23 protein-coding genes are annotated in these 20,080 nt (G+C 72.8%); 11 read left to right on the top strand and 12 right to left on the bottom strand.

All coding sequences use genetic code 11. The features are described 5' to 3' along the window. Positions 1-52: 52 nt before the first annotated feature. Together ABZS37_RS14205 and ABZS37_RS14200 are read left to right on the top strand one after the other, a co-directional pair. The gene (locus tag ABZS37_RS14205) at positions 53-688 is read left to right on the top strand and encodes a DivIVA domain-containing protein (RefSeq protein WP_355168867.1); all 636 of its coding nucleotides are present in this window, start codon (positions 53-55) and stop codon (positions 686-688) included. Then, on the top strand, positions 685-1,182 hold the full coding sequence (locus ABZS37_RS14200; protein ID WP_354995577.1) for an SRPBCC family protein: 498 nt from the start codon (positions 685-687) through the stop codon (positions 1,180-1,182). The genes ABZS37_RS14205 and ABZS37_RS14200 overlap by 4 nt, the downstream gene beginning before the upstream one ends. Here the strand turns inward: ABZS37_RS14200 and ABZS37_RS14195 are convergent. After that, positions 1,127-2,020: a sterol desaturase family protein gene (locus ABZS37_RS14195; RefSeq protein ID WP_355168865.1), complete on the bottom strand. Its 894-nt coding sequence runs from the start codon at positions 2,018-2,020 to the stop codon at positions 1,127-1,129. The genes ABZS37_RS14200 and ABZS37_RS14195 overlap by 56 nt on opposite strands. 138 nt (positions 2,021-2,158) lie before the next feature. Between ABZS37_RS14195 and ABZS37_RS14190 the strand changes: the two genes are divergently transcribed. Beyond that, the gene (locus tag ABZS37_RS14190; protein WP_355168863.1) at positions 2,159-2,740 is read left to right on the top strand and encodes a DNA-3-methyladenine glycosylase I; all 582 of its coding nucleotides are present in this window, start codon (positions 2,159-2,161) and stop codon (positions 2,738-2,740) included. A 13-nt stretch (positions 2,741-2,753) separates the two neighbouring features. After that, positions 2,754-3,377, top strand: coding sequence for a hypothetical protein (locus ABZS37_RS14185; RefSeq protein WP_355168861.1), 624 nt, complete (start codon positions 2,754-2,756; stop codon positions 3,375-3,377). On the opposite strand, the gene ABZS37_RS14180 is transcribed toward ABZS37_RS14185, so the two are convergent. The 4 genes from ABZS37_RS14180 to ABZS37_RS14165 are packed head-to-tail and all read right to left on the bottom strand — an operon-like array spanning position 3,374 to position 7,601. Next, positions 3,374-4,615: a DUF1501 domain-containing protein gene (locus tag ABZS37_RS14180; protein ID WP_355168859.1), complete on the bottom strand. Its 1,242-nt coding sequence runs from the start codon at positions 4,613-4,615 to the stop codon at positions 3,374-3,376. The genes ABZS37_RS14185 and ABZS37_RS14180 overlap by 4 nt on opposite strands. 14 nt (positions 4,616-4,629) lie before the next feature. Next, positions 4,630-5,928 (bottom strand): DUF1800 domain-containing protein, encoded by a 1,299-nt coding sequence (locus ABZS37_RS14175; RefSeq protein ID WP_355168857.1) that lies wholly within the window; start codon positions 5,926-5,928, stop codon positions 4,630-4,632. 59 nt (positions 5,929-5,987) lie between these two features. Next, the gene (locus ABZS37_RS14170; protein ID WP_355168855.1) at positions 5,988-6,779 is read right to left on the bottom strand and encodes an enoyl-CoA hydratase-related protein; all 792 of its coding nucleotides are present in this window, start codon (positions 6,777-6,779) and stop codon (positions 5,988-5,990) included. Positions 6,780-6,782: 3 nt separating this feature from the next. Then, positions 6,783-7,601 (bottom strand): PaaX family transcriptional regulator C-terminal domain-containing protein, encoded by an 819-nt coding sequence (locus ABZS37_RS14165; protein WP_355168853.1) that lies wholly within the window; start codon positions 7,599-7,601, stop codon positions 6,783-6,785. 189 nt (positions 7,602-7,790) lie between these two features. On the opposite strand from ABZS37_RS14165, the gene ABZS37_RS14160 reads away from it, so the two are divergent. Together ABZS37_RS14160 and ABZS37_RS14155 are read left to right on the top strand one after the other, a co-directional pair. Beyond that, positions 7,791-7,958 (top strand): DUF3117 domain-containing protein, encoded by a 168-nt coding sequence (locus ABZS37_RS14160; RefSeq protein WP_007455245.1) that lies wholly within the window; start codon positions 7,791-7,793, stop codon positions 7,956-7,958. A 148-nt stretch (positions 7,959-8,106) separates the two neighbouring features. Continuing rightward, on the top strand, positions 8,107-9,582 hold the full coding sequence (locus ABZS37_RS14155; RefSeq protein WP_355168851.1) for a leucyl aminopeptidase family protein: 1,476 nt from the start codon (positions 8,107-8,109) through the stop codon (positions 9,580-9,582). Between the two features lie 6 nt (positions 9,583-9,588). On the opposite strand, the gene ABZS37_RS14150 is transcribed toward ABZS37_RS14155, so the two are convergent. Next, positions 9,589-10,158, bottom strand: a complete 570-nt coding sequence (locus tag ABZS37_RS14150) for an O-methyltransferase (protein ID WP_354995615.1) — start codon at positions 10,156-10,158, stop codon at positions 9,589-9,591. A 476-nt stretch (positions 10,159-10,634) separates the two neighbouring features. On the opposite strand from ABZS37_RS14150, the gene ABZS37_RS14145 reads away from it, so the two are divergent. Next, positions 10,635-11,915: a trypsin-like peptidase domain-containing protein gene (locus tag ABZS37_RS14145; RefSeq protein ID WP_355168849.1), complete on the top strand. Its 1,281-nt coding sequence runs from the start codon at positions 10,635-10,637 to the stop codon at positions 11,913-11,915. Between the two features lie 76 nt (positions 11,916-11,991). Next, positions 11,992-12,414, top strand: coding sequence for a preprotein translocase subunit TatB (locus ABZS37_RS14140; RefSeq protein ID WP_355168847.1), 423 nt, complete (start codon positions 11,992-11,994; stop codon positions 12,412-12,414). Between the two features lie 79 nt (positions 12,415-12,493). Here ABZS37_RS14140 and ABZS37_RS14135 read toward each other — a convergent pair whose 3' ends face one another. The 3 genes from ABZS37_RS14135 to ABZS37_RS14125 all read right to left on the bottom strand — a co-directional run bounded on the left by ABZS37_RS14135 (position 12,494) and on the right by ABZS37_RS14125 (position 15,658). After that, on the bottom strand, positions 12,494-13,642 hold the full coding sequence (locus ABZS37_RS14135) for an Mrp/NBP35 family ATP-binding protein (protein ID WP_355168845.1): 1,149 nt from the start codon (positions 13,640-13,642) through the stop codon (positions 12,494-12,496). A gap of 86 nt (positions 13,643-13,728) precedes the next feature. Then, positions 13,729-14,379 carry a DUF1003 domain-containing protein gene (locus ABZS37_RS14130; RefSeq protein WP_355168843.1) on the bottom strand — a complete coding sequence of 217 codons (651 nt, stop codon included), beginning with the start codon at positions 14,377-14,379 and terminating at the stop codon, positions 13,729-13,731. Further along, positions 14,372-15,658, bottom strand: coding sequence for a CBS domain-containing protein (locus tag ABZS37_RS14125; protein ID WP_355168841.1), 1,287 nt, complete (start codon positions 15,656-15,658; stop codon positions 14,372-14,374). The genes ABZS37_RS14130 and ABZS37_RS14125 overlap by 8 nt, the downstream gene beginning before the upstream one ends. 33 nt (positions 15,659-15,691) lie before the next feature. Between ABZS37_RS14125 and ABZS37_RS14120 the strand changes: the two genes are divergently transcribed. Both ABZS37_RS14120 and ABZS37_RS14115 read left to right on the top strand, forming a co-directional pair. Next, positions 15,692-16,561 (top strand): PhzF family phenazine biosynthesis protein, encoded by an 870-nt coding sequence (locus ABZS37_RS14120; protein WP_355168839.1) that lies wholly within the window; start codon positions 15,692-15,694, stop codon positions 16,559-16,561. A gap of 12 nt (positions 16,562-16,573) precedes the next feature. Then, complete coding sequence (locus tag ABZS37_RS14115) at positions 16,574-17,104, top strand: hypothetical protein (RefSeq protein WP_355168837.1); 531 nt, start codon at positions 16,574-16,576, stop codon at positions 17,102-17,104. A 16-nt stretch (positions 17,105-17,120) separates the two neighbouring features. Here ABZS37_RS14115 and ABZS37_RS14110 read toward each other — a convergent pair whose 3' ends face one another. Continuing rightward, the gene (locus ABZS37_RS14110) at positions 17,121-17,840 is read right to left on the bottom strand and encodes an HAD family hydrolase (RefSeq protein WP_355168835.1); all 720 of its coding nucleotides are present in this window, start codon (positions 17,838-17,840) and stop codon (positions 17,121-17,123) included. A 105-nt stretch (positions 17,841-17,945) separates the two neighbouring features. Here ABZS37_RS14110 and ABZS37_RS14105 point away from each other — a divergent pair, with 105 nt between their 5' ends. Next, on the top strand, positions 17,946-18,890 hold the full coding sequence (locus ABZS37_RS14105; protein WP_355168833.1) for a DMT family transporter: 945 nt from the start codon (positions 17,946-17,948) through the stop codon (positions 18,888-18,890). 54 nt (positions 18,891-18,944) lie between these two features. Here ABZS37_RS14105 and ABZS37_RS14100 read toward each other — a convergent pair whose 3' ends face one another. Both ABZS37_RS14100 and ABZS37_RS14095 read right to left on the bottom strand, forming a co-directional pair. Then, positions 18,945-19,220, bottom strand: coding sequence for a hypothetical protein (locus ABZS37_RS14100; protein ID WP_355168831.1), 276 nt, complete (start codon positions 19,218-19,220; stop codon positions 18,945-18,947). Between the two features lie 10 nt (positions 19,221-19,230). Further along, positions 19,231-20,055: an SDR family NAD(P)-dependent oxidoreductase gene (locus ABZS37_RS14095; RefSeq protein ID WP_355169049.1), complete on the bottom strand. Its 825-nt coding sequence runs from the start codon at positions 20,053-20,055 to the stop codon at positions 19,231-19,233. Positions 20,056-20,080 lie beyond the last annotated feature (25 nt).

Raw genomic sequence — 20,080 nt, 5'->3', positions numbered from 1 at the left:
CGGGACGGGTGGCGGGGTCGCTCCTGGCCCGCTGCCGTGCCACGATCAGTGCATGGGTCAGCTTCTGCTCCTCCTGGTCGTGGCGTTGACCGTCGCGGCGGTCATATTCGGCGTGACGGTGCTGGTCAGCGGCCGTGATCCAGGCCTGGTGCCCACCGAGCCGGATTCGCAGGCCGTGGCGTTGCCGGGCACCCGGCCGTTGCGCGAATCCGATGTGGGGGCGGTCCGTTTCGACACCGGGTTGCGCGGGTACCGGATGGCCCAGGTCGATCAGGCGATGCGTCGCGCGGCCTACGACATCGGCTACAAGTCTGAGCTGATCGGCGTCCTGGAGTCGGAGGTCATCGCCTTGCGTGAGGGGCGCACCGACGACGCGGACGTGCTGCGCCAGGCCCGTGAGCAGTCCGCCAGCAAGGCGGCAACCGCGGATTCGGCAGAGCCGGGCGCGGATGTGCCGCTGGACGCCGACGCCGAATCCGACGCGGCTCCGATCGCCTCGGCCGACGCAGGCCCGCTGCCCGCCGCCACCTCATCCCCAGCGGATTCCGATGGCGTGGCACCGGCCGACGGCGAGCCGGCCGATCATGAGCAGACCGACGGCGCGCCGGCCGATCGTGAGCAGGCCGAGAGCGCACCCGCCGACGGCACCGAGCGACACGGCGCGGTGGTTCGGTCGGAGTCGGCGTGACCGGCCCGGAGGGCGCCGACGATCTTCGGGAGGCAGCCCAACCCGGCGCCGGTGAGGTGACCGCCACGGTGATCGTCGACGCCCCGGCCGAGCGGGTCTTCGCAGCGTTGCTCGCCTGGGAGCGTCAGTCCGACTGGATCCCGTTCACCCGCGTCCGGGTGGTCGAGGGCGACGGGCGCGAGGGCAGCCGGATCGAGGCGGTGACCGCGCTCGGCCGGGCGACGCTGCGCGACGAGATGCGGGTGGTCCGGGTCGACGAGCCGTACGAGATCGGCGTGGTGCACCACGGCCAGTTGCTGCGCGGCCCGGGCGTGCTGCGCTGCACCCAGCTTGGCCGTGCCCGCACCCAGGTCGTCTGGCACGAGTGGTTCCACCTGCCGGGCGGCAGGGCCGGTCGACTGGCGTGGCCGGTGCTCTGGCCCGGCTCCAAGCTCGGCCTCACCCAGGCGCTGAAGAGGTTCGCCCGCCTGGTCGAGCAGGGCCGGCTGCCCTGACCACGCCCGGCGCCGGCTGCCAGCCCGGCGCCCGGAAGAGATACCCGGCGCGATGCCGCCAGCTCACCGCCGCGCGGAGGTCCCGGGCGATCGAGGCGTACTCGTGGAAGGCCACCCGGGCCGGGTTGTAGCTGCCGACGTTCTTGGTCAGGCCGTACACGCAGCGCTCCCGTTCCGGCGCGAACGAGCCGAACAGCCGGTCCCAGACGATCAGGATGCCGCCGAAGTTGCGGTCCAGGTAGCCACCCTGCGAGGCGTGGTGGACCCGGTGGTGCGACGGGGTGTTGAACATCGCCTCGTACCAGCGCGGCATCTTCTCGATCCGCTCGGTGTGGATCCAGAACTGGTAGAGCAGGTTGACCGAGCCGCAGAACGCGACCACCGCCGGGTGTACGCCGGCCAGGATCAGCGGGAGGTAGAAGACCCAAGTGGTCAGGTTGGTCCACGGTTGGCGCAGCGCGGTCGAGAGGTTGAACCGCTGCGACGAGTGGTGCACCACGTGCGAGGCCCAGAGGATCCGGATCACGTGGTGGCCACGGTGCGACCAGTAGTAGAAGAAGTCCTGCGCGAGCAGGATCAGCGGCCAGCTCCACCAGACCTCGGCCGCCCGCAGCGGGGTGAGCGCGTAGAGCAGCGCGTACGCGGCGGCGATCGGCACCTTCCAGAGCAGGTCGGTGAAGACGCTGCCCAGCCCCATCGCCAGGCTGGTCGCGGTGTCGGCACCGCCGTAGCCGACCTCGTCCTCGTCGCGGTGCAGCAGGTAGGAGACCCGCTCCAGCACGATGAGCAGCAGGAAGGCTGGGATCGACCAGGCGATGACGTTCGGGAATTCCTTCATCGCGCGGCCTCCGCTCGCCAGTCACCGGCCGGGGCGCACCGCGGGGTGACCACGACTTACCGGTCGGTAACAAGCACCATAGGCAGCCGGGTGGCCGGTGGCAATGGGGTGTCGGTCCGATGCCCTAGCGTGTACGAGGTGACTGACCTGGTGATCGGTGCCGATGGGCTGCCCCGCTGCGCCTGGGGGTCGAGCACCCCCGACTACGCCATCTACCACGACACCGAGTGGGGGCGACCGCTGCGCGGCGACGACGCGCTCTACGAGCGGATGACGCTGGAGGCGTTCCAGTCCGGGCTGTCCTGGCTGACCATCCTGCGCAAACGCCCGGCGTTCCGGCTGGCCTTCGACGAGTTCCACATCCCGACCGTCGCCGGCTACGACGAAGCCGACGAGACCCGGCTGCTCGCCGACGCGGGCATCGTCCGTAACCGGGCCAAGATCGAGGCGGCGATCGCCAACGCCCGCGCCGCACTGGAGCTGCCGGAAGGGTTGTCCGCGCTGCTCTGGTCCTTCGCACCGGAGCCCCGGCCGACCCGCCCCGCCTCGTTCGCCGAGCTCGCGCCGATCACCCCGGAGTCGACGGCGATGGCCAAGGCACTCAAGAAACGCGGCTTCCGGTTCGTCGGCCCGACCACCGCGTACGCGCTGATGCAGGCCACCGGCATGGTCGACGATCACATCGTCGGCTGTCACGTCACGCTCCCACCGGCGACATGATGGGATGGCAGCCATGACGACCGAGACCGCGCACCGGGCCGGTGCGGCCGGCAACGCCGACGGGGTGGACGCCTGGGCCGTGCTGCTGCCCGCCGAGCGGTACGAGGCCGAGCGGCTCGTGCACCACGACACGCTGGAGCTGACCGGGCTGACCGACGTCGCCCGGCCGGGGCCGGGAGACCAGGTCGCCGTGCTGGTCGATGCGCCGCCACGGCTGGTGGCCCTCGGCCGGGTCACCACGCCGGGTCGACGCCACCGCGAAGACCCGGACGACCCGCAGTCCCTGGCCGTGCCGGGGACGCTCGTCGTCGCGTACACCCGGCGGGCCTTCGACGAGCCGGTGCCGGCCGACCTGCCGACGCTCGATGGGCCGGTCACCGCACTGGAGCCGGCGGCCTTCCGGGCGCTGGCCGACCAGCTCGGCCCGCCCCCGGCACGGCGCACCTGGCTGGTCAGCCTCGACCTGCCGATCGAGGCCGGCACGCCGGCCGAGGCGGTTCGGCTGTTCTGGTCGTACGTGCAGGAGCTGGGGCCGCGTGAGCTGCCCGCCTTCGTCTCGCCGGCCGGTGACGAGCTGGCCATGCAGGCCTTCGTGCTGGGCGAGCAGGCCAACCAGGACCCGGAAGAGGACGACTAGAAGAGCTTGTCCAGGCGTCCTCGCCAGTCGGCGAGCACCGGGCCCGGGTCGGTGTCGAGCACCCGCTCCAGCAGCGTGGCGTAGACGTCCCGGAAGTCGGTCGTGTACTTGAGGTCGCCGTCGTCGAGGTCGGTGAGACTCGGCGGTGCGCCGTGCCAGCCACCCCGGACGCCCGCGCCGAGCAGCAGCACGTCCGAGGCGGTGCCGTGGTCGGTGCCGTCCGAGGCGTTGGCCCGTACGCGACGGCCGAACTCGGAGTAGACCGCCACCACCACCTTGCGGCCCGCCTCGGTGCGACTCATCCGGTCGGCGAACCCGGTCAACGCCCGGTCCAGCTGACCCAGCAGGACGGCCTGCAACTGCTTCTCGTCGGCGTGCGTGTCGAAGCCGCCCAGCGACACCGAGAAGACCCGGGTGGAAACGCCCGCCTCGACACACTGCGCGACCAGGTCGAGCTGGGCGTCCAGCGGTGTGCGTGCCCCGCCGGTGGCCGTCGCGGGGGCCTGCTCGCCGTCCGGGTCCGCCGTGTCCGGGTCGGCGGAATCGCGTACCTGGCGGATCATCTCGTCCACCGACCGCAGGTCCGCGAAGCAGGCGGCGGCTCGACCCCGGGCCGCCGACTCGCCCGCCTCCGCGGCGGCGAACGCGGTAAGCGTCTCCGCGGGCAGCCCCTTGGCGGCCTTCCGGTCGGTCACCGGCACGGCCGCGCCGGCGCTCTGTGCCCCGGCCAGCAGCGGCGGCAGCGCCGGCTCGAAGGAGACCGCCAGCCGGGGGTCACCACCGGCCCGGTCCAGCCATCGCCCGAGCCAGCCGGTGTTGCCGGGCCGGTCCGTTTGCGCGGTGTGCCAGATGTCCATCGACCGGAAGTGGCTGCGGTCCGGCTTCGGGTAGCCGACCCCGCGCACGATCGCCAGCCCACCGCCGGACCAGCGCTCATGCAGGCCGGCCAGCGCCGGGTTGAGGCCGAAGCCGTCGTCCAACCGCCGCACCTCCCCGTCCGGGTACGCCAGCTCGGGGCGAGCCGCCCGGTAGGCCGGGTCGCCGTACGGAATGACCGTGTTGAGCCCGTCATTGCCGCCGTAGAGGGTCACCAGCACCAGCGTGCGGGACTGCGGATCGCGGTCCCCGGTGGTGTCCAGCAGGTCCCGCAGGCTGTACGCGCCGGCCCCGGCGGCCAGCGCGCCCGCGCCGACCACTCCGCTGGTCAGCAGGAACCTGCGTCGGGTCACTGTGTCCATGTCGACTCCTCCGCTCAGCTGACGGTGTATTCGGGGCTGACCAGGCCGGCGGCCAGCAGCTTGCGGGGCTCACCGGCCAGCGGGGTGAGGGCGGCGCGGGTGCGCGCGCCCCAGCCGTCGACCACCAGCAGTCGGGCCAGCGCGTCCGGTCGGCCGGCGGTGGGCGCGGCGGTCAGCCGGGCCAGCACCGCTGGTGCCGTGGCGGCGGCGAGCACCCCGGCCGTCCGCAGCCGGGCCTGCAACGACGAGGTGGTCAGCCAGGCGGCCCCGGCCGGCCAACCGCCCACACTCGGTGGGCGCAGCGGCACCTGGTCCAGCGCGTTCAGGCCGGCCAGCAGTTGTCTGCGTTGTTGCTCGGGGAGCGCGGACGGTCGGATGCCGAGCTGCCGCAGCGCACCGACCAGCCATTCCACCGGCTGCTTCACCAGCGTGCCCCGGGTCTGCGCGAAGGCCGGTGCGGAGAAGAGCGCGCGCAGGGTCGCGATGGTGTCCGCGCCGGTCAGACCGTCCGGTGCCGGGATGTCGGGGCCGGCGTAGCGGGACCAGAGCCGCCCGGCCACGAAGGTCGCCGCCGCGGGGTGGGCGACCAGCAGACCGGCGTACGCCTCGGCGTCGAACCGGCCGCTGTGGCCGAGGATGCTCTTCTCGCCGGGGTCGTGCCGCTTGGGCTCGAAGCGGGCCACGCCGGTACGCCGGTCGACCACCCAGCCGGTCAGTGCCCGCGCGCCGGCCTTCACGTCGGCCTCGCTGTAGGCGCCGATGCCGAGGGTGAACAGCTCCATCAGCTCGCGGGCCAGATTCTCGTTCGGTGCCTTGCGGGTGTTCTTCTGCCCGTCCAGCCAGACGATCAGGGCGGGGTCGCGCACCATCGCGGCGACCAGCGGGCCCAGCGGCCCACGACCGTGCCGGCGCAGTGTCTCCAACTGGCCCACCATCAGCCGTGCCGACTTGACCTTCTGCGCGCTGGTGGCCCAGTGGCCGTGCCAGAAGAAGTGCAACTTCTCGGTCAGCCCGTCCTCGGCGGCCACCATCCGGTCCAGCCACCACTCGGTGACCTGCTGGAGTTGCTTGCGGCGCTCCGCGTTGGCCTGCTGCCGCTGCTCGCGGGTGGAGTCCTTGGTCAGCTCGGCGTACGGGTCGGGGGGCAGCGTCGGGATCGGCGTGGCCGCCGCGCCCCGGTCCGTCGCGGGCGGGGTGAGCAGCCGGTCCAGGGTTGCCTCCGGCCCGGCCCGCTCGGCCGCGTCCACCTCGTCGGCGGTCGGCCCGAAGGTGGCCCGGCGCAGCAGGTGCGCCACCGCTTCACGATCGCTCATACCGGCCGACGCTAGGCGTCCCCTGTTCGAGGACGGTAAGGGCGGCGTCCGGATCGCGTTCAGCGTCCCTCGAAGACCGGTTTCTGCTTACCGACGAAGGCGAGCGTGGCCGCCCGGTGGTCGGCGGTGGCGCCGCAGATCGCCTGCGCCTGCGCCTCGGCAGCGAGGGCGTCGGCCAGGGTGCCCGCGTCGGCGATGGAGAGCTGCCGCTTGATGGCCCCGTACGCGATGGTCGGACCGGCGGCGAGGCGGGCGGCCAACTCCTGGGCGGCCGGCAACACCTGCTCGTCGTCGTCCATCAACCGGTTGAGCAGGCCCAGCCGGCAGGCCTCCTCGGCGCGGACCGGCTCGGCCAGCATCAGCAGCTCCACCGCCTTGGCGTGGCCGACCAGCCGGGGCAGCGTCCAGGAGGCGCCGGTGTCGGCGGCGAGGCCGACCTTGGCGAAGGCCATCAGGAAACTGGTCGTCGGGCCGCCGATCCGGATGTCGGCGAGGAACGCCAGCGAGGCGCCCGCCCCGGCGGCCATCCCCCGGACCGCCGCGATCACCGGCTTGGGCAGGTTGGCGAGCCGGGCGGCGATCGGGTTGTAGTGCGCCCGCACGGTGCCCAGCGGGTCACTGGCGGAGGTTTCCAGGGTGGACACGTGCTCGCGCAGGTCCTGGCCGGCGCTGAACGACCCGCCGGCCCCGGCCAGCACGACCGCGCGGCAGGACCGGTCGGTCTCCAGCTCGGCCAGGGCGTCCCGCAGCGCCTCCTTGAGCGCCACGTCGAGCGCGTTCATGGCCTTCGGCCGGTTCAGCGTGAGGGTGACGACGGCGTCGGTCCGGTCGACCAGCAGCGGCTCGGTCACGTGTCAACGACCCTTCTGTCGGACGATGCGGTTGCCGGAGTCGAGGCACTGCTCGACGTACCGGTCGGCGGCCGGACGCAGGCGGGCCGCGTGCCGGTCGAAGAAGCTGGCCGCGGCGGTGCCGGGCCAGCGCTCGGGCAGCAGCGCCGGGGGCAGCTGCGGGTCCCGGAACAGGAAGGTACGCCACGCGTGCACGAGCCGGAACCGGGTCGCGTACGCCTCCTCGTCGGTGCTGCGCACGGTGACCGCGCCGAGCAGCGGGCGCTGGTCGGCGACGAACCGCTCGTAGGCGCGACCGATCTCGGTGAGGTTCCACGCTCGCCGGACCACGCCCATCGCGCCGGGTGTGCCGGAGTAGTGCGCGGCGGTGAACCGCTCGAATCGGATACCGGACTCCGCGAGCAGCAGGTCGACGTCCTCGGCGGGCCGGGTGGCCACCCAGGTCTGCTCGTCGAGCGTGCCGTAGCCGAGGAAGCTCAGGGTGGCGGCGAGCCGCTGCCGGTCGCGTCGGGAGCCCGGGGCCTCCAACACCAGCAGATCGAACCGGCCGTCCCAGGTGACCCGGCCGGTCCGGTAGATCCGGGCAGCTGCCTCGTCGAGTCGCCGGGCGGCTTTCGGTGTGATCGAATATCCGGGTCCGGAGACCAACCGGAGTGGCTCGAGCCAGCCCTGGCGCACCATCCGGGAGACGGCGGTGCGAACAGCTGGCGGCGCGATTCCCAGCGGCGCCAGCAGCTTGACCAGGGCGGCAACGGGTGCCCGGCCACCTCTCGGACGGAGGTGGTCGCCGTACAGGTCGAAGAGTGCCGACCGTGCCTGCATGACCGCACATTGTGACAGGCCTTCTCAAGATAAGCTAGATGCTGTTACATCAATGCTGCTCCGGTTTGGGTCCGGCGGTGTTCATCAGGGAAAATCGTTGGTCGACACCCCCGCGACCGTTGCGGGTGGTCGTGAGAAGTGGCTGTGGGGCAACCCACCGACCCTGGTGTAGGTCTGAGGGGAGACAACATGGCGGCGATGAAGCCGCGGACGGGCGACGGTCCGCTGGAAGTCACCAAGGAGGGGCGGGGCATCGTCATGCGGGTCCCGCTGGAGGGCGGTGGCCGGCTCGTCGTCGAGATGACTCCCGACGAGGCCAACGCGCTCGGTGACGCGTTGAAGGCAGCGGCCGGCTGAGTAAGGAGTGGTCTGGGCGGCGTATGCCGCCCGGAACGTTCTTTTGGACCCTGAGCCACCGGTATCGCCGGTGGCTCAGGGCCTTCATCGGTGCGGGCTGGCGGGCCCGGTCCCGCTCCGCGACACTTTCCTGGAGGTACGGTTCCGCGTGCTCGCCATCCGTCTGATCGCTGAGCCCGACCGGCTCGACGTCCTCGTCCTGCCTGTCCGTCCCACCGATCCGGCAGGGGAGGGTGGCACCCCGGCGGAGCCGATGTCGACCGCCGTGGCACCTCCGGACAGCACGGCCGACGAGGCCGCCGCGCTGGTGCCGGCGGCCCGACTGACCGGCCGAGCCGGCGAGATCCACACCCAGTTGCGTCCCGGGCGTACCCCCGGTCGGCTGTTGCTGCTCGGCATCGGCGACGGCGACGAGGCGGCCTGGCGGACGGCTGGGGCGGCCCTGGCCCGCTCTGCCACGGATGAGACGCATATCACCATCGCGCTACCGGCCGAGGTGACTTCGGCCGCCGTCCGCGGTTTGACCGAGGGGCTGCTGCTCGCCCCGTACCGGTTCCGACTGACCGAGGCTGGCGACCGGCCGGCGCTCAACAGCGTCGATCTGCTGCTCGGCGACCCGACCGCGTACGAGGCGACCGTCGCCACGGCCCGGACCACCGCGGCGATGACCCATCTCGCCCGTGACCTGACCAACACCCCCTCCTCGGTGAAGACCCCGCAGTGGTTCGCCGACCAGGTGGCCTCCGCCGCAGCCGACCTGCCGGATCTGCGACTGCGGGTCCGTGGCCCGGCCGAGCTGGCCGCCGAGGGCTTCGGCGGGATCCTCGCCGTGGGCGGTGGCTCGGCCAGCGGCCCCCGGCTCGTCGAGCTGGACTGGAATCCAGCCGACGCGCGTACACACGTGGTGCTGATCGGCAAGGGCATCACCTTCGACACCGGCGGCATCTCGATCAAGCCGGTGCCGGCGATGAAGCTGATGCGCAAGGACATGGCCGGCGCGGCTGCGGTCGTCGCCGCCACCCTGGGCGCGGCCGCTCTGCGGCTGCCGGTCCGGGTCACCACGCTGGCCCCGCTTGCCGAGAACATGGTCAGCGGCTCGGCGTTCCGCCCCGGCGACGTCATCCGGCACTACGGCGGGACGACCAGCGAGACGACCAACTCCGACGCCGAGGGCCGACTGGTCCTCGCCGACGCACTGGCGTACGCGGTGCAGCAGCTCAAACCGGACCTGCTGCTCGACCTGGCCACCCTCACCGGTGCCAACGCCGTGGCGCTGGGCAAGCGCACCGCCGCCCTGTACAGCGAGAACGACCGGCTGGCCGCCGACGTGCTGGCCGCGGCCGAGTCGGCTGGCGAGTCGGCATGGCGGATGCCGCTGCACACCGACTACGTCGAGTACCTGGGCAGCGAGATCGCCGACCTCTACAGCGCGCCGACACAGGGCGCCGGCTCGGTGCTGGCCGCGCTCTACCTGCGCGAGTTCACCGGCGAGCTACGGGACCGCTGGCTGCACCTGGACATGTCAGCCCCGTCCTGGGCGGACGGCGACCACGCCGAGGTCAGCCGCGGCGCCACCGGCTGGGGCGTCCGGTCGTTGCTGCGCTGGCTGGCCAGCGTCGACTGAGCGACGTCAGCACTTCACCGCGGCGAGCACCCCGTGCCCGACCGGAAGCAGCGCGGGGATCCAGTGCTCCGACTCCCGAACCGCCTTGATCGTCTCGCGGACCGTGACCGTCTCCGCGTCCCGGGCGGCCGGGTCGCCGATCCGGCCACCGGCCAGCACGCCGTTGAGCGCGAGCACGCCCCCCGGGCGCAGCAGCCGCAGCGCCGCTTCCACGCAGGCATGGAAGCCGGTGGCCTCCGCGTCCACGAAGACCAGGTCGTACGCGCCGTCGGCGAGCCGGGGCAGCACGTCGAGCGCGCGACCCGTGATGATCCGCGTACGGCCGGCCGCGAAGCCCGCCTCGGCGAAGATCCGCCGGGCGATCCGCTGGTGCTCCACCTCCACGTCGATGGTGGTGAGCACACCGTCGACGCGCATGCCGCGCAGCAACCAGACCCCGCTCACCCCGGTGCCCGTGCCGATCTCCACCACCGCACGGGCGTTGCCGGCGGCGGCCAGGAGCCGCAGTGCCGCTCCCGCGCCGGGGGTGACCGCGTCGAGGCCCACCTCATGGGCCAGGCTGCGGGCGGTGCGCAGAACGAGATCCTCGGTAGCGTACGACTCGGCGAACTGCTGAGCCTGGGTCGTCGAACTGCCGGAACCGGCGACCGTGGCGATGGGGCACCTCCGGGGGCGGTGCGTGGTGCGGGGGCGGGTTGGCACTGTGAGCGTAGAGGCGACCGCCGTGGGGCGCAGCCGCGCCTCCGCCTGTTGCGATCACAGGGGCAACCGCTGACTCCACCGCGTGCATCCGTGCAATCCTGGAGGCGGTATCCCGTCAGCCGCGACCAGACCGGCCCGTGGCCGGGCGACGCGGTGCGGGATCCGGGGACGGACTGGGAGGCACCGACGTGACCGACGGCTGGGACTGGCGCCGGGGCGGTGAGACTCCGGCTCCGGCGCAACCGCCCGGGGCAGGGGCCCCGCCGGCGGGGTCGCCGACCATGCCGGGGGCTGGCAGCGCGCCCACTGTGCCGCCAGGCGGCGCACCGACATCCGGGCACCCGCCAGCGATGCCCGTGGCGGGTGTGCCGACCGCCGGTCCGTCGCCGAGCTGGCCGACACCGATCGCGGGCGGGCCCGTCCCGGCCGGCGCGTCGCCCTGGTGGTCGGACGCGCTCGCCGATCCGTGGCGGGATCCGGCGGCGCCGACCGCGGTGGTGGTGCCCGGGGTGGTGGTGGCTGGCACCGAGCCAGAGCCGGTCACCGATCCGGACGCGCCGGGCCGGCCGGCGCTGCGCCAACTGCTGCTCATCTCCGTGATCACCGCGCTGTTGGCCGGCACCCTCGGCGGCGCGCTGGGCTATGCGTTCGCGGTACGCGGCGGGGCTGCCGGGGCGGTGCTCGGCGGTGCGCCGGCGGAGGTCCCCGCACTGGCCCAGCGCAGGCCCGAGTCACTGGCCGGGGTCGCCGAACGTGTCCTGCCCAGCGTGGTCACCGTGCGGGTGAGCAGCCTCGGCGGGACCAGTGAGGGCTCCGGCTTCGTCGCCACCGCCGACGGCCATGTGATCACCAACGACCACGTGGTGGCCGGTGGCACCGGCAAGGCATCGGTGGTCTTCAACGACGGCAGTACCGCGCCGGCGACCATCGTCGGTCAGGACCCGGAGTCGGACATCGCGGTGATCAAGGTGAGTCGCCCCGGGCTGCGGCCGGTGGAGTTCGGCGACTCCGACGCGCTGGCGGTCGGCGACCCGGTGCTCGCCATCGGCTCGCCGCTGTCGCTGGCCAACACGGTCACCGCCGGCATCGTGAGTGCCCTGGACCGGACGATGCAGGCCGGCGAGCCGGGCGGCCCGGTGCGCTACTACGCGGCCATCCAGACCGACGCCGCGGTCAACCACGGCAACTCGGGCGGCCCGTTGGTCGACGGTGCCGGGCGGGTGGTCGGGGTGAACTCCACCATCAAGTCACTGGTCGCCGAGGGGCAGGAGGCGGGCAACATTGGGCTTGCCTTCGCCATCCCGATCAACCAGGCCAAGCGGGTGACGCAGGACATCATCGGCACCGGTAAGGCCCGGCGTACGGTGATCGGCGCCCGGGCCGAGGGCCCGAGCGGAGTTGTCGGGGGTGGCCTGCGGCTCGCGGAGGTGGAGCCGTCCGGGCCGGCGGACGGCGCCGGGTTGAAGGTCGGCGACGTGATCCTCAAAGTCAACGGCCGACCGATGACCGAGCCGACGGACCTGACCGCGTTGGTCCGCAAGTTCGCGCCCGGCTCGGTGGTGACCGTCGAGTTCCGGCGGGGCTCCTCCCGCCAGAACACCTCGGTAACTCTCGCGGCGGACGCCAAGTGAACACCGGCTCACCCCTTGCCCGAACGCCGTCCGGCGTGCGTAGTCTTGCTGCTGACGCCGAGAGGAGGCCAGCGGGATGTTCGAGAACCTGAACTGGTGGGAGATCGGGGCGCTGCTGCTCCTGGCGCTGCTGATCTTCGGTGACCGACTGCCCGCAGTCATCTCCGACGGCCTGCGGTTGGTGCGCAACCTGCGCAACATGGCCCGCAACGCCACCGGCGACCTGAGTCGCGAGCTGGGCACCGACATCCAGCTGGAGGACCTGCACCCGAAGGCGTTCATCCGCAAGCACCTCCTCAGCGAGGAGGACGAGGCGGCGATCCGCAAGCCGTTGCAGGGCGTCTACGACAACCTGCGTGCGGACGTCAGCGGCGTGCACAACGACCTGAAGGACGTGGCCAGCGCCGCGGACGTGCGGTCGAACGGGACCCGGCCCGGCACGGCCACCGGCGCCCCCTCGGCGCCCGCCCCCCGCGTCAGCTACGACGACGCCACCTGACCGACCCGCCACCTGACCGACGCGTCATGTGATCAGCCCGCCGGCCGATCGGCCAGCGGGCTGATGGTGTTCCAGACGGTCAGCGCCCGGCGGGCTTGAGGCCGAGCGGCTTGCCGAGCAGCGACTCACGGCGCAGCGCGAGCCGGTCGGCGATCGTGCCGAGCGCCTTCGCGGCCGGGGACTCCGGCGCGGCCAGCACGATCGGGTTGCCGGCGTCGCCGGCCTCGCGGACCCGGGTGTCCAGCGGGATCTGCCCGAGCAGCGGCACCTGAGCGCCGATGGTCCGGCTCAGCGACTCGGCGACGGCCGCGCCGCCCCCGGCACCGAAGATCTCCATCCGGGAGCCGTCCGGCAGCTCCAGCCAGGACATGTTCTCGATGACGCCGACCACCCGCTGGTGGGTCTGCAGGGCGATCGAACCGGCCCGCTCCGCCACCTCGGCGGCGGCGGTCTGCGGGGTGGTGACGATCAGGATCTCCGAGTTGGGCAGCAGCTGGGCCAGCGAGATGGCCACGTCACCCGTGCCCGGGGGCAGGTCGAGCAGGAGCACGTCCAGGTCGCCCCAGTAGACGTCGGCCAGGAACTGCTGCAACGCCCGGTGCAGCATCGGGCCACGCCACACCACTGCGGCGTTGCCGGAGGTGAACATGCCGATCGAGATCACCTTCACACCGTGCGACTGCGGCGGCATGATCATGTCTTCGACGCGGGTGGGCCGGCCGTCAGCGCCGAGCATCCGAGGCACCGAGTGGCCGTAGATGTCCGCGTCGACCACGCCGACGGAGAGCCCGCGGGCGGCGAGCGCCGCCGCCAGGTTGACCGTCACGCTGGACTTGCCGACGCCACCCTTGCCGCTGGCCACCGCGTACACCCGGGTACGCGAGCCGGGCTGGGCGAAGGGGATGACGGGCTCCTCGGTGGCACCACCGCCGCGCAGCTGCGACTGCAACGACTGCCGCTGCTCGGGGCTCATCACACCGAAGTCGATCTCCACGCCGGTAACCCCGGGCACGGCGGTGACCGCGGCGGTGATGTCCGTACGCAGCTTGTCCTTGAGCGGGCAACCGGCGACGGTGAGCAGCAGCTCGACCCGTACGACACCGCTGGCACCCATCGTGGCGGAGCGGACCATGCCCAGGTCGGTGATGGGCCGGCGGATCTCCGGGTCGTTGACGGTGGCCAGGGCGGCCTGGATCGCGTCCTCGACGGTGCTCACGGGTGCTGACATGCCCGCAATGCTACGTCGCGGGGCATCCGCTGCCGCTGCTGCCCGGGTCGGTGTGAGCCAATCGATGGCCCGCCTCGACCCGCTGGTCAGCCGTCCGACAGGCGCGGTCCGGTGCCGTCCGGTCGGGCGTCCCGGGTGAAGTCGCCGTCCAGGTCGTCGCGTGGTTCGTCCAGGCCAACACCGTCGGTCGGCCGCTGGCCACGCTTCTCCTGTCGGCTGCCCTTCTCCTGCTGGCGGCGCTCCAGCCGCTGCCGGCGCTGCCCCGCCTCGTCCAGCTCCTCGGCCAGCCGGGCCAGCTCGGAGCGGAGGTAGTCGCGGGTGGCCACCTCGCCCAACGCGATCCGCAGTGCCGCGATCTCCCGGGCCAGGTACTCGGTGTCCGCCTTCTGCGCGGTGGCTCGCCGCCGGTCCTCCTCCAGGGCCACCCGGTCCCGGTCGGCCTGCCTGTTCTGTGCCAGCAGGATCAGCGGCGCCGCGTAGCTGGCCTGCAACGACAACACCAGGGTCAGGAACGTGAAGGTGTACGGGTCGAAGCGCAGGACCGCCGGGGCCAACGTGTTCCAGACGAACCAGATCGCGATCACCACCGTCATGACGACGAGGAAGTTCGCGGTGCCCATGCTCCGGGCGATGCCCTCCGACCACCGGCCGAACGCCTCCGCGTCGAACCGGGGCAGCTTGATGCCCCGGGGCTCGCGTGGCTGGTCGAGCCGCTCCGCCCGCCGCTGGTCAGCCATCTGCGCCATCCAGCATCGCGTCGGTGGTGCCCGGGGCGGCCAGGGTGTCGCGGTCCCGCCAGTCCCGGGGCAGCAGGTGGTCCAGCACGTCGTCCACCGTCACAGCGCCGACCAGCCGGTTGTTCCGGTCGATCACCGGCATGGCGACCAGGTCGTAGGTGGCCATCCGGCGGGTGATCTCCGGCAGCGGGGTGGTCGGGCGCAGCGGCTCGATGTCGTTGACCACCACCTTGCCCAGCAGGTCCGCCGGCGGTTCGCGCAGCAGCGCCTGGAAGTGCACCATGCCCAGGTAGCGGCCGGTCGGGGTGTTCTGCGGTGCCCGGGTCACGAAGACCTGCGCGGCGACGGCGGGGGAGAGCTGTGGCTCCCGGATCCGGGCCAGCGCCTCGGCGACGGTGGCGTCCGGCGGCAGGATGACCGGCTCCGAGGTCATCACACTGCCCGCCGTGCCGGGCGTGTACTTGAGGAGCTGACGCACCGGGTCGGCCTCGTCCGGCTCCATCAGGTCCAGCAGCACGTCCTGCTCCGGTGGGGGCAGCTCGTTGAGCAGGTCCGCGGCGTCGTCCGGGTCCATCTCCTCCAGGACGTCGGCGGCCCGCTCCCGATCGAGGGCGGCGAGGATCTCCACCTGGTCGTGCTCCGGCAGCTCGCTGAGCACGTCGGCCAACCGCTCGTCGTCCAGCGCGGCCGCGACCTCGTTGCGCCGCGCGTCGGGCAGATCCTGCAGCGCGTTGGCCAGGTCGGCCGGGCGCATGTCCTCCAGGACGGCGAGCAGGTTCGCCGTACCCCGGTTGTCGGCGATGCCGCTGAGCCCGCGCACCCGGTCCCACTCGACCTGGTGCAGGTGGCCCCGGCGGGTCAGCCGCCCGGTCTGCTCGCGTACGGCGACACGGGTCAGCGACCACTCACCACCCCGGGTGCACTCCATCGCGACGTCCACGACCGCGCCGGGCTGACCGCCCGGGTCGAGTTGCACCCGCCGGTCCAGCAGTTCCTGGAGCACCAGCAGCTCGTTCGGGCGCTTCTCGAACCGGCGCAGGTTGAGGGTGCCGGAGCCGAGCACGACGGCGTCCGCGTCGATGGAGGTGATCCGGTTGATGGACAGGAAGATCCGACGACGCATCGGCATCTCCGCGACCAGGCCCACCACCTCCGGCGGACGCTTGGTCGCCCGTAGCCGTCCCACGGCGTCACGAACTCGGCCCACCTGATCGCCGTTCGGGTCAAAGACGGCGACTCCGGCGAGACGGGCGATGTAGACCCGGGTCGGCGTGCTCACGGGCACCAGCCTAAGCGCCTAGTGTTTATCAACATGTCGACCTTGGCCTACGAGATCGTGGACGTCTTCACCGACCGGCCCTTCGCCGGCAACCCGCTGGCCGTGGTGTTCGGCGCGGAGGCGCTGGCGACCGAGCAGATGCAGGCTCTCGCGCGGGAGTTCAACCTGTCCGAGACGGTGTTCGTGCTGCCACCGACCCAGGTCGGCGCCACCTACCGGGTCAGGATCTTCACCCCGGTCGAGGAGTTGCCGTTCGCCGGGCATCCGAGTGTCGGCGCGGCGGTCACCGCGAGCCGGCGCGGCATGTTCGGTGTGGGGCAGGTCACCCAGGAGTGCCAGGCCGGGGTGCTGCCGGTCGAGGTGACCGCGTCCGGGGCGACGCTGACCGGTGGCACCCCGACCCTCGGGCCGGAGTTGGACCCGGAGCCGTTGCTGGAGATCGCCGGGCTGGTCGCGGACGACCACATCGGGCCCGCCCCACGCGTCGCCGGCTGCGGGCTGGAGTTTCCGTACCTGCCGGTGCGGCCGGAGGCGGTGGCCCGGGCGCGGGTGAACCCGGCGGCGGCCGAGCGGTACGGGGTGGCGCATGTCAGCGTCTTCTCCTGGGACCCCGCCGGCCAAACCGCGCACGCCCGGGTGTTCGTTCCAGGGCTCGGCGTACCGGAGGACCCGGCGACCGGCTCGGCGGCGCTCGGTCTCGGTGTCTGGCTGGTGGCCAGCGGCCTGCTGCCCGGGGAAGGGCTGTCCCGTTACGCGGTGCGCCAGGGTGTGGAGATGAACCGTCCCTCCGCGCTGGCGTGCACGGTCACCGCGGCGAACGGCGCGACGGTCGGCGCGACGGTCGCCGGCCAGGTGATGCCGGTGGCTCGGGGCGAGATCGCCGTGCCGCCGTTCGTGGGTTGAGCGGAGGTGCCGATGCGGGAGAATGCGGGTGTGACGGACGAGGATGCCCCCGGGAGCACACCGCTGGTCGACGAGGCGATGAAGAAGGCCGCCGTGGCCTGGGTCAGCGTGCCCGGTGGCCCGGCGCTCGCGCTCTGGTGCGCCCCGCTTGAGGGCACGCTCCTGGTGGTCAGCGGGCCGGGCGAGCAGGCCGCGCCGGGTCTGGCCGACGCGACCGAGGCCCAGGTCACCCTGCGCGGCGACCACGGTGGTCGGATCGTCACCTGGTCGGCCCGGGTGACCCGGGTGCAGCCGGGCACCGAGGCGTGGGACACCACCGCGCCACTGGTGGCGGCGAAGCGCCTCAACGCGCCCGGCCCGACCGCCGATCTGGTGGCCCGGTGGGCAGCCGACGGGTGCGCGGTGAACCGGCTCGCCCCCGCCGGTACGCCGCTGGCCGGCGCCGACCTGCCGGCCGACGCGCAGGCCGAGCCGCCCCGGCCCACTCCGGCGGTCCGGGTCACCCGCAAACCGTTCCGCCTGCACCGGGTCCGTCGCCGCTGATCGAGTCGCCCGCGCGTCAACCCGCCCGACCGCCGGCGCCCACCACCTCGGCGTCGGTGTCGACGAGGGCGAGCACCTCGCGCAGTGTGCTGAGCGTGGGGCCGCGCCAGTCCAGATCGGCGTTGAACACCATGTGCGTGGCCAGGTCCGGTGCGGCGAGCCGGACGGCGGTCATCCCGGCCCGCTCGGCACCGGTCAGCTCCTGGCTGCCGCCGTCACCGACGTACAGGCAGTCGCCGGGCGCGAGCCCGAGCCGTTGGCTGGCGGTCAGGTAGAGCGCCGGATCCGGCTTGCACCGTCCCACCTGCACCGAGAAGACCCGCACGTCGAGCAGTGGGGCGACCGCGAGCTGTGGCAGGAAGGCCGGCAGCTCATGCGTACAGTCGCTGATCACACCTGTACGCAGTCCGCGTTGGCGCAGGGCCGCCAGCACCGGCACGGCGTCGGGGCGCAGCCAGGTGTCCGCGCGGACCGCCCGGTGCCGGGACGCCACCGCCGCCCGCACCGCATGGTCGCTGGGGTGTACGCCGGCCTGGGCGCACACCCAGCGAAGGGTCGCCTCCGCGTTGCCGAGCCGGCCGGTGGCCCGCTCGTAGTAGGTGCGGTCCAGCACCGCGGTCAACGTGTCGGTGGGGCACCCGAGCAGCTCGGCGGTGCCGACGTGCGCGACGCCGCGCTGCACCGAACGGGTCAGGGTGCCGAAGAAGTCGAACAGCACCGCCTGGTAGCTGGGCATGGGGAGCGCCTCCGGGCGGTCGAGGGTCGCCGGCGCGGACCCGCGTGATCGTAACGGAGTGCTGACGTTCCGTGCTGTCCGTGATGCGTGTGAGGATTACCTCCCGTGTCCCCGCCTTCACCCCGCCCGTCCCTGGATCCACTGACCACCGGCGCGGTCGGTCTGGCCGTGGTCGCGGTGTCGTCGTCCGCGCCGCTGATCGCGTACGCCGCCGCCCCCGCGCTGGCCATCGCGTTCTGGCGCAACCTGCTCGCGGTGGCCGTGCTGAGCCCCTTCTCGCTGGCCCGGCGCCGCGCCGAGTTCCGCAGGCTGACCGTTGGTGTGGGCCGGCGGGAGGGCCTGTTCTGCGTCTTCTCCGGGGTCGCGCTGGCCGCGCACTTCGCCACCTGGATGCCGAGCGCCCAGCTCACCTCGGTCGCGGCGGCCACCGCCCTGGTCGCCACCCAGCCGGTCTGGCAGGGGCTGATCGCCCGCGCCCAGGGGCGTCGGCTGCCCCTGGTCGTGTGGATCGGCATCGCGGTGGCGGTCGGCGGCGCGGTGATCGCGACCGGGGCGGACGTGGGTGTCTCCGGCAGGGCCGTCCTCGGCGACGTGCTGGCGCTGACCGGTGGCATGTTCGCCGCCATCTACACCGCCTTCGGTGAGCGGGCCCGGGCCAGCATCAGCACCACCACGTACACCACCATCTGCTACGGGATCTGCGCGCTGATCCTGCTGGTCATCTGCCTGGTCGGCGGTGTCCGGCTGACCGGGTTCGAGGGGCGTACCTGGCTGGCCATCCTGGCCCTGGTGGCCGGAGCCCAACTGCTCGGGCACTCGATGTTCAACTACGCCCTGAAGAAGATTCCGGCGACCACGGTGAGCGTGCTGATCCTGCTGGAGGCACCCGGCGCGGCCCTGCTCGGTTGGGCCTGGCTGGGTCAGCTTCCCCGCCCGTACGCGCTGCTCGGGATGGCGCTGCTGCTGGTTGGAGTGGCGGTGGTGGTGCTGGGTGGCCGCCGGGCCGCACCCACCGCGCTGCCGACCGACCCGACCCCGTTGAACGACTGATCGCACGACGGCGGGGGACGACGTCCGGCGCGTCGGGACCGCACGGCCGCCGGCCTAGCCCTCGTGGACCTCGATGACCCGGGTGGTCGGTGCGGATTCCCCGAGCGCGGCGCGCAGTGCCGCCCGGTCCGGGTCGACGAGGAACGACTCGTAGCCGGCCCGCGCGTCGAACCGGATCACGTGCACCTCGGTCTGCCCGTCGGTGCCGCGCAGCCGTCGTTCCAACTGACCGCCGTGCCGGCCGAGCAGGGCCAGCACGGCGTCCTCGTAACGCTGCCCGGCGGCCTCGGCCCCGACGGCGAACTCGACGATCGCGACAAGTGTCAGCATGATGGCTCCCTCATTCGGTGATGCCGACGGCGTTCGCACTCGCCGCCCAGAGCCGGGCGGCGAGCTGCGGATCGGCGGCCTTCCGGAGGGGCTGACGCGGCCGGCGGTCGGCGTAGTATCCCCCGTCGACCAGCCGGGAGCGGTCTTGGTTGGCCAGCCACACCAGGGTTTCGGCGCCCTTCTCGGGGCTGCGGAACGGCAGGATCCGCATACCGAAGGCGACCAGCCTGCTGTCATTGGCGAAGCGGGTGCGCACCACCCCGGGATGGAAGCTGTACGCGGGGATGCCCGGCCAGCGGCGGGCCGCCTCGGCGGTGAACAGGATGTTCGCCTGCTTGCTGGTGCCGTACGCGCCCATCGGCTGGTAGCCGCGCAGCGGAGCGTTGAGGTGGTCCGGATCGAGCGCGCCGAAGCGGTGCGCACCGGAGGCGGTCACCACGATCCGGCCCACCCGGTCGGCGAGCAGGTTGGTCAGCAGGAACGGGGCCAGGTGGTTGGCCTGGATCGACATCTCGAAACCGTCGACGGTGGTGAGTGGTTGCAGCGCGATGGCGCCTGCGTTGTTGGCGAGCACGTCGATCCGGTCGTACGCGTCGCGCAGCCGCTCGGCGAGCCCGCGTACGTCGTCGAGCACCGCGAAGTCGGCCCGGAACAACTCCGGACGCTCACCCGAGTTCTCGCGTACCCGTTCCGCCGCCGCCTGTAGGCGGGCAGGGTCCCGCCCGACCAGCACCACCTGGTCACCACGGCAGGCCAGGTGCACGGCGGCAGCCAACCCGATGCCGGAGCTGGCCCCGGTCACGACCACCAGCCGACGCCCAGTGAGATCTTCCACAGGTCCATTCACCCCGGTCATGGCG

This window comes from Micromonospora sp. NPDC005413, from assembly GCF_040606435.1.
In the GTDB taxonomy this organism is placed as follows: Bacteria; Actinomycetota; Actinomycetes; order Mycobacteriales; family Micromonosporaceae; genus Micromonospora.
Note: the sequence above shows the minus strand (reverse complement) of the source record. Positions and strands in the feature narration are given on the sequence as shown.

What these genes read in the sequence shown, in the direction of transcription:
- ABZS37_RS14205 (WP_355168867.1), top strand. Translation starts at nt 53, where the DNA reads ATGGGTCAGCTTCTGCTCCTCCTGGTCGTGGCGTTGACCGTCGCGGCG.
- ABZS37_RS14195 (WP_355168865.1), bottom strand. Translation starts at nt 2,020, where the DNA reads ATGAAGGAATTCCCGAACGTCATCGCCTGGTCGATCCCAGCCTTCCTG.
- ABZS37_RS14185 (WP_355168861.1), top strand. Translation starts at nt 2,754, where the DNA reads ATGACGACCGAGACCGCGCACCGGGCCGGTGCGGCCGGCAACGCCGAC.
- ABZS37_RS14180 (WP_355168859.1), bottom strand. Translation starts at nt 4,615, where the DNA reads ATGGACACAGTGACCCGACGCAGGTTCCTGCTGACCAGCGGAGTGGTC.
- ABZS37_RS14175 (WP_355168857.1), bottom strand. Translation starts at nt 5,928, where the DNA reads ATGAGCGATCGTGAAGCGGTGGCGCACCTGCTGCGCCGGGCCACCTTC.
- ABZS37_RS14165 (WP_355168853.1), bottom strand. Translation starts at nt 7,601, where the DNA reads ATGCAGGCACGGTCGGCACTCTTCGACCTGTACGGCGACCACCTCCGT.
- ABZS37_RS14160 (WP_007455245.1), top strand. Translation starts at nt 7,791, where the DNA reads ATGGCGGCGATGAAGCCGCGGACGGGCGACGGTCCGCTGGAAGTCACC.
- ABZS37_RS14145 (WP_355168849.1), top strand. Translation starts at nt 10,635, where the DNA reads ATGCCCGTGGCGGGTGTGCCGACCGCCGGTCCGTCGCCGAGCTGGCCG.
- ABZS37_RS14140 (WP_355168847.1), top strand. Translation starts at nt 11,992, where the DNA reads ATGTTCGAGAACCTGAACTGGTGGGAGATCGGGGCGCTGCTGCTCCTG.
- ABZS37_RS14135 (WP_355168845.1), bottom strand. Translation starts at nt 13,642, where the DNA reads ATGTCAGCACCCGTGAGCACCGTCGAGGACGCGATCCAGGCCGCCCTG.
- ABZS37_RS14130 (WP_355168843.1), bottom strand. Translation starts at nt 14,379, where the DNA reads ATGGCTGACCAGCGGCGGGCGGAGCGGCTCGACCAGCCACGCGAGCCC.
- ABZS37_RS14120 (WP_355168839.1), top strand. Translation starts at nt 15,692, where the DNA reads ATGTCGACCTTGGCCTACGAGATCGTGGACGTCTTCACCGACCGGCCC.
- ABZS37_RS14115 (WP_355168837.1), top strand. Translation starts at nt 16,574, where the DNA reads ATGCGGGAGAATGCGGGTGTGACGGACGAGGATGCCCCCGGGAGCACA.
- ABZS37_RS14110 (WP_355168835.1), bottom strand. Translation starts at nt 17,840, where the DNA reads ATGCCCAGCTACCAGGCGGTGCTGTTCGACTTCTTCGGCACCCTGACC.
- ABZS37_RS14100 (WP_355168831.1), bottom strand. Translation starts at nt 19,220, where the DNA reads ATGCTGACACTTGTCGCGATCGTCGAGTTCGCCGTCGGGGCCGAGGCC.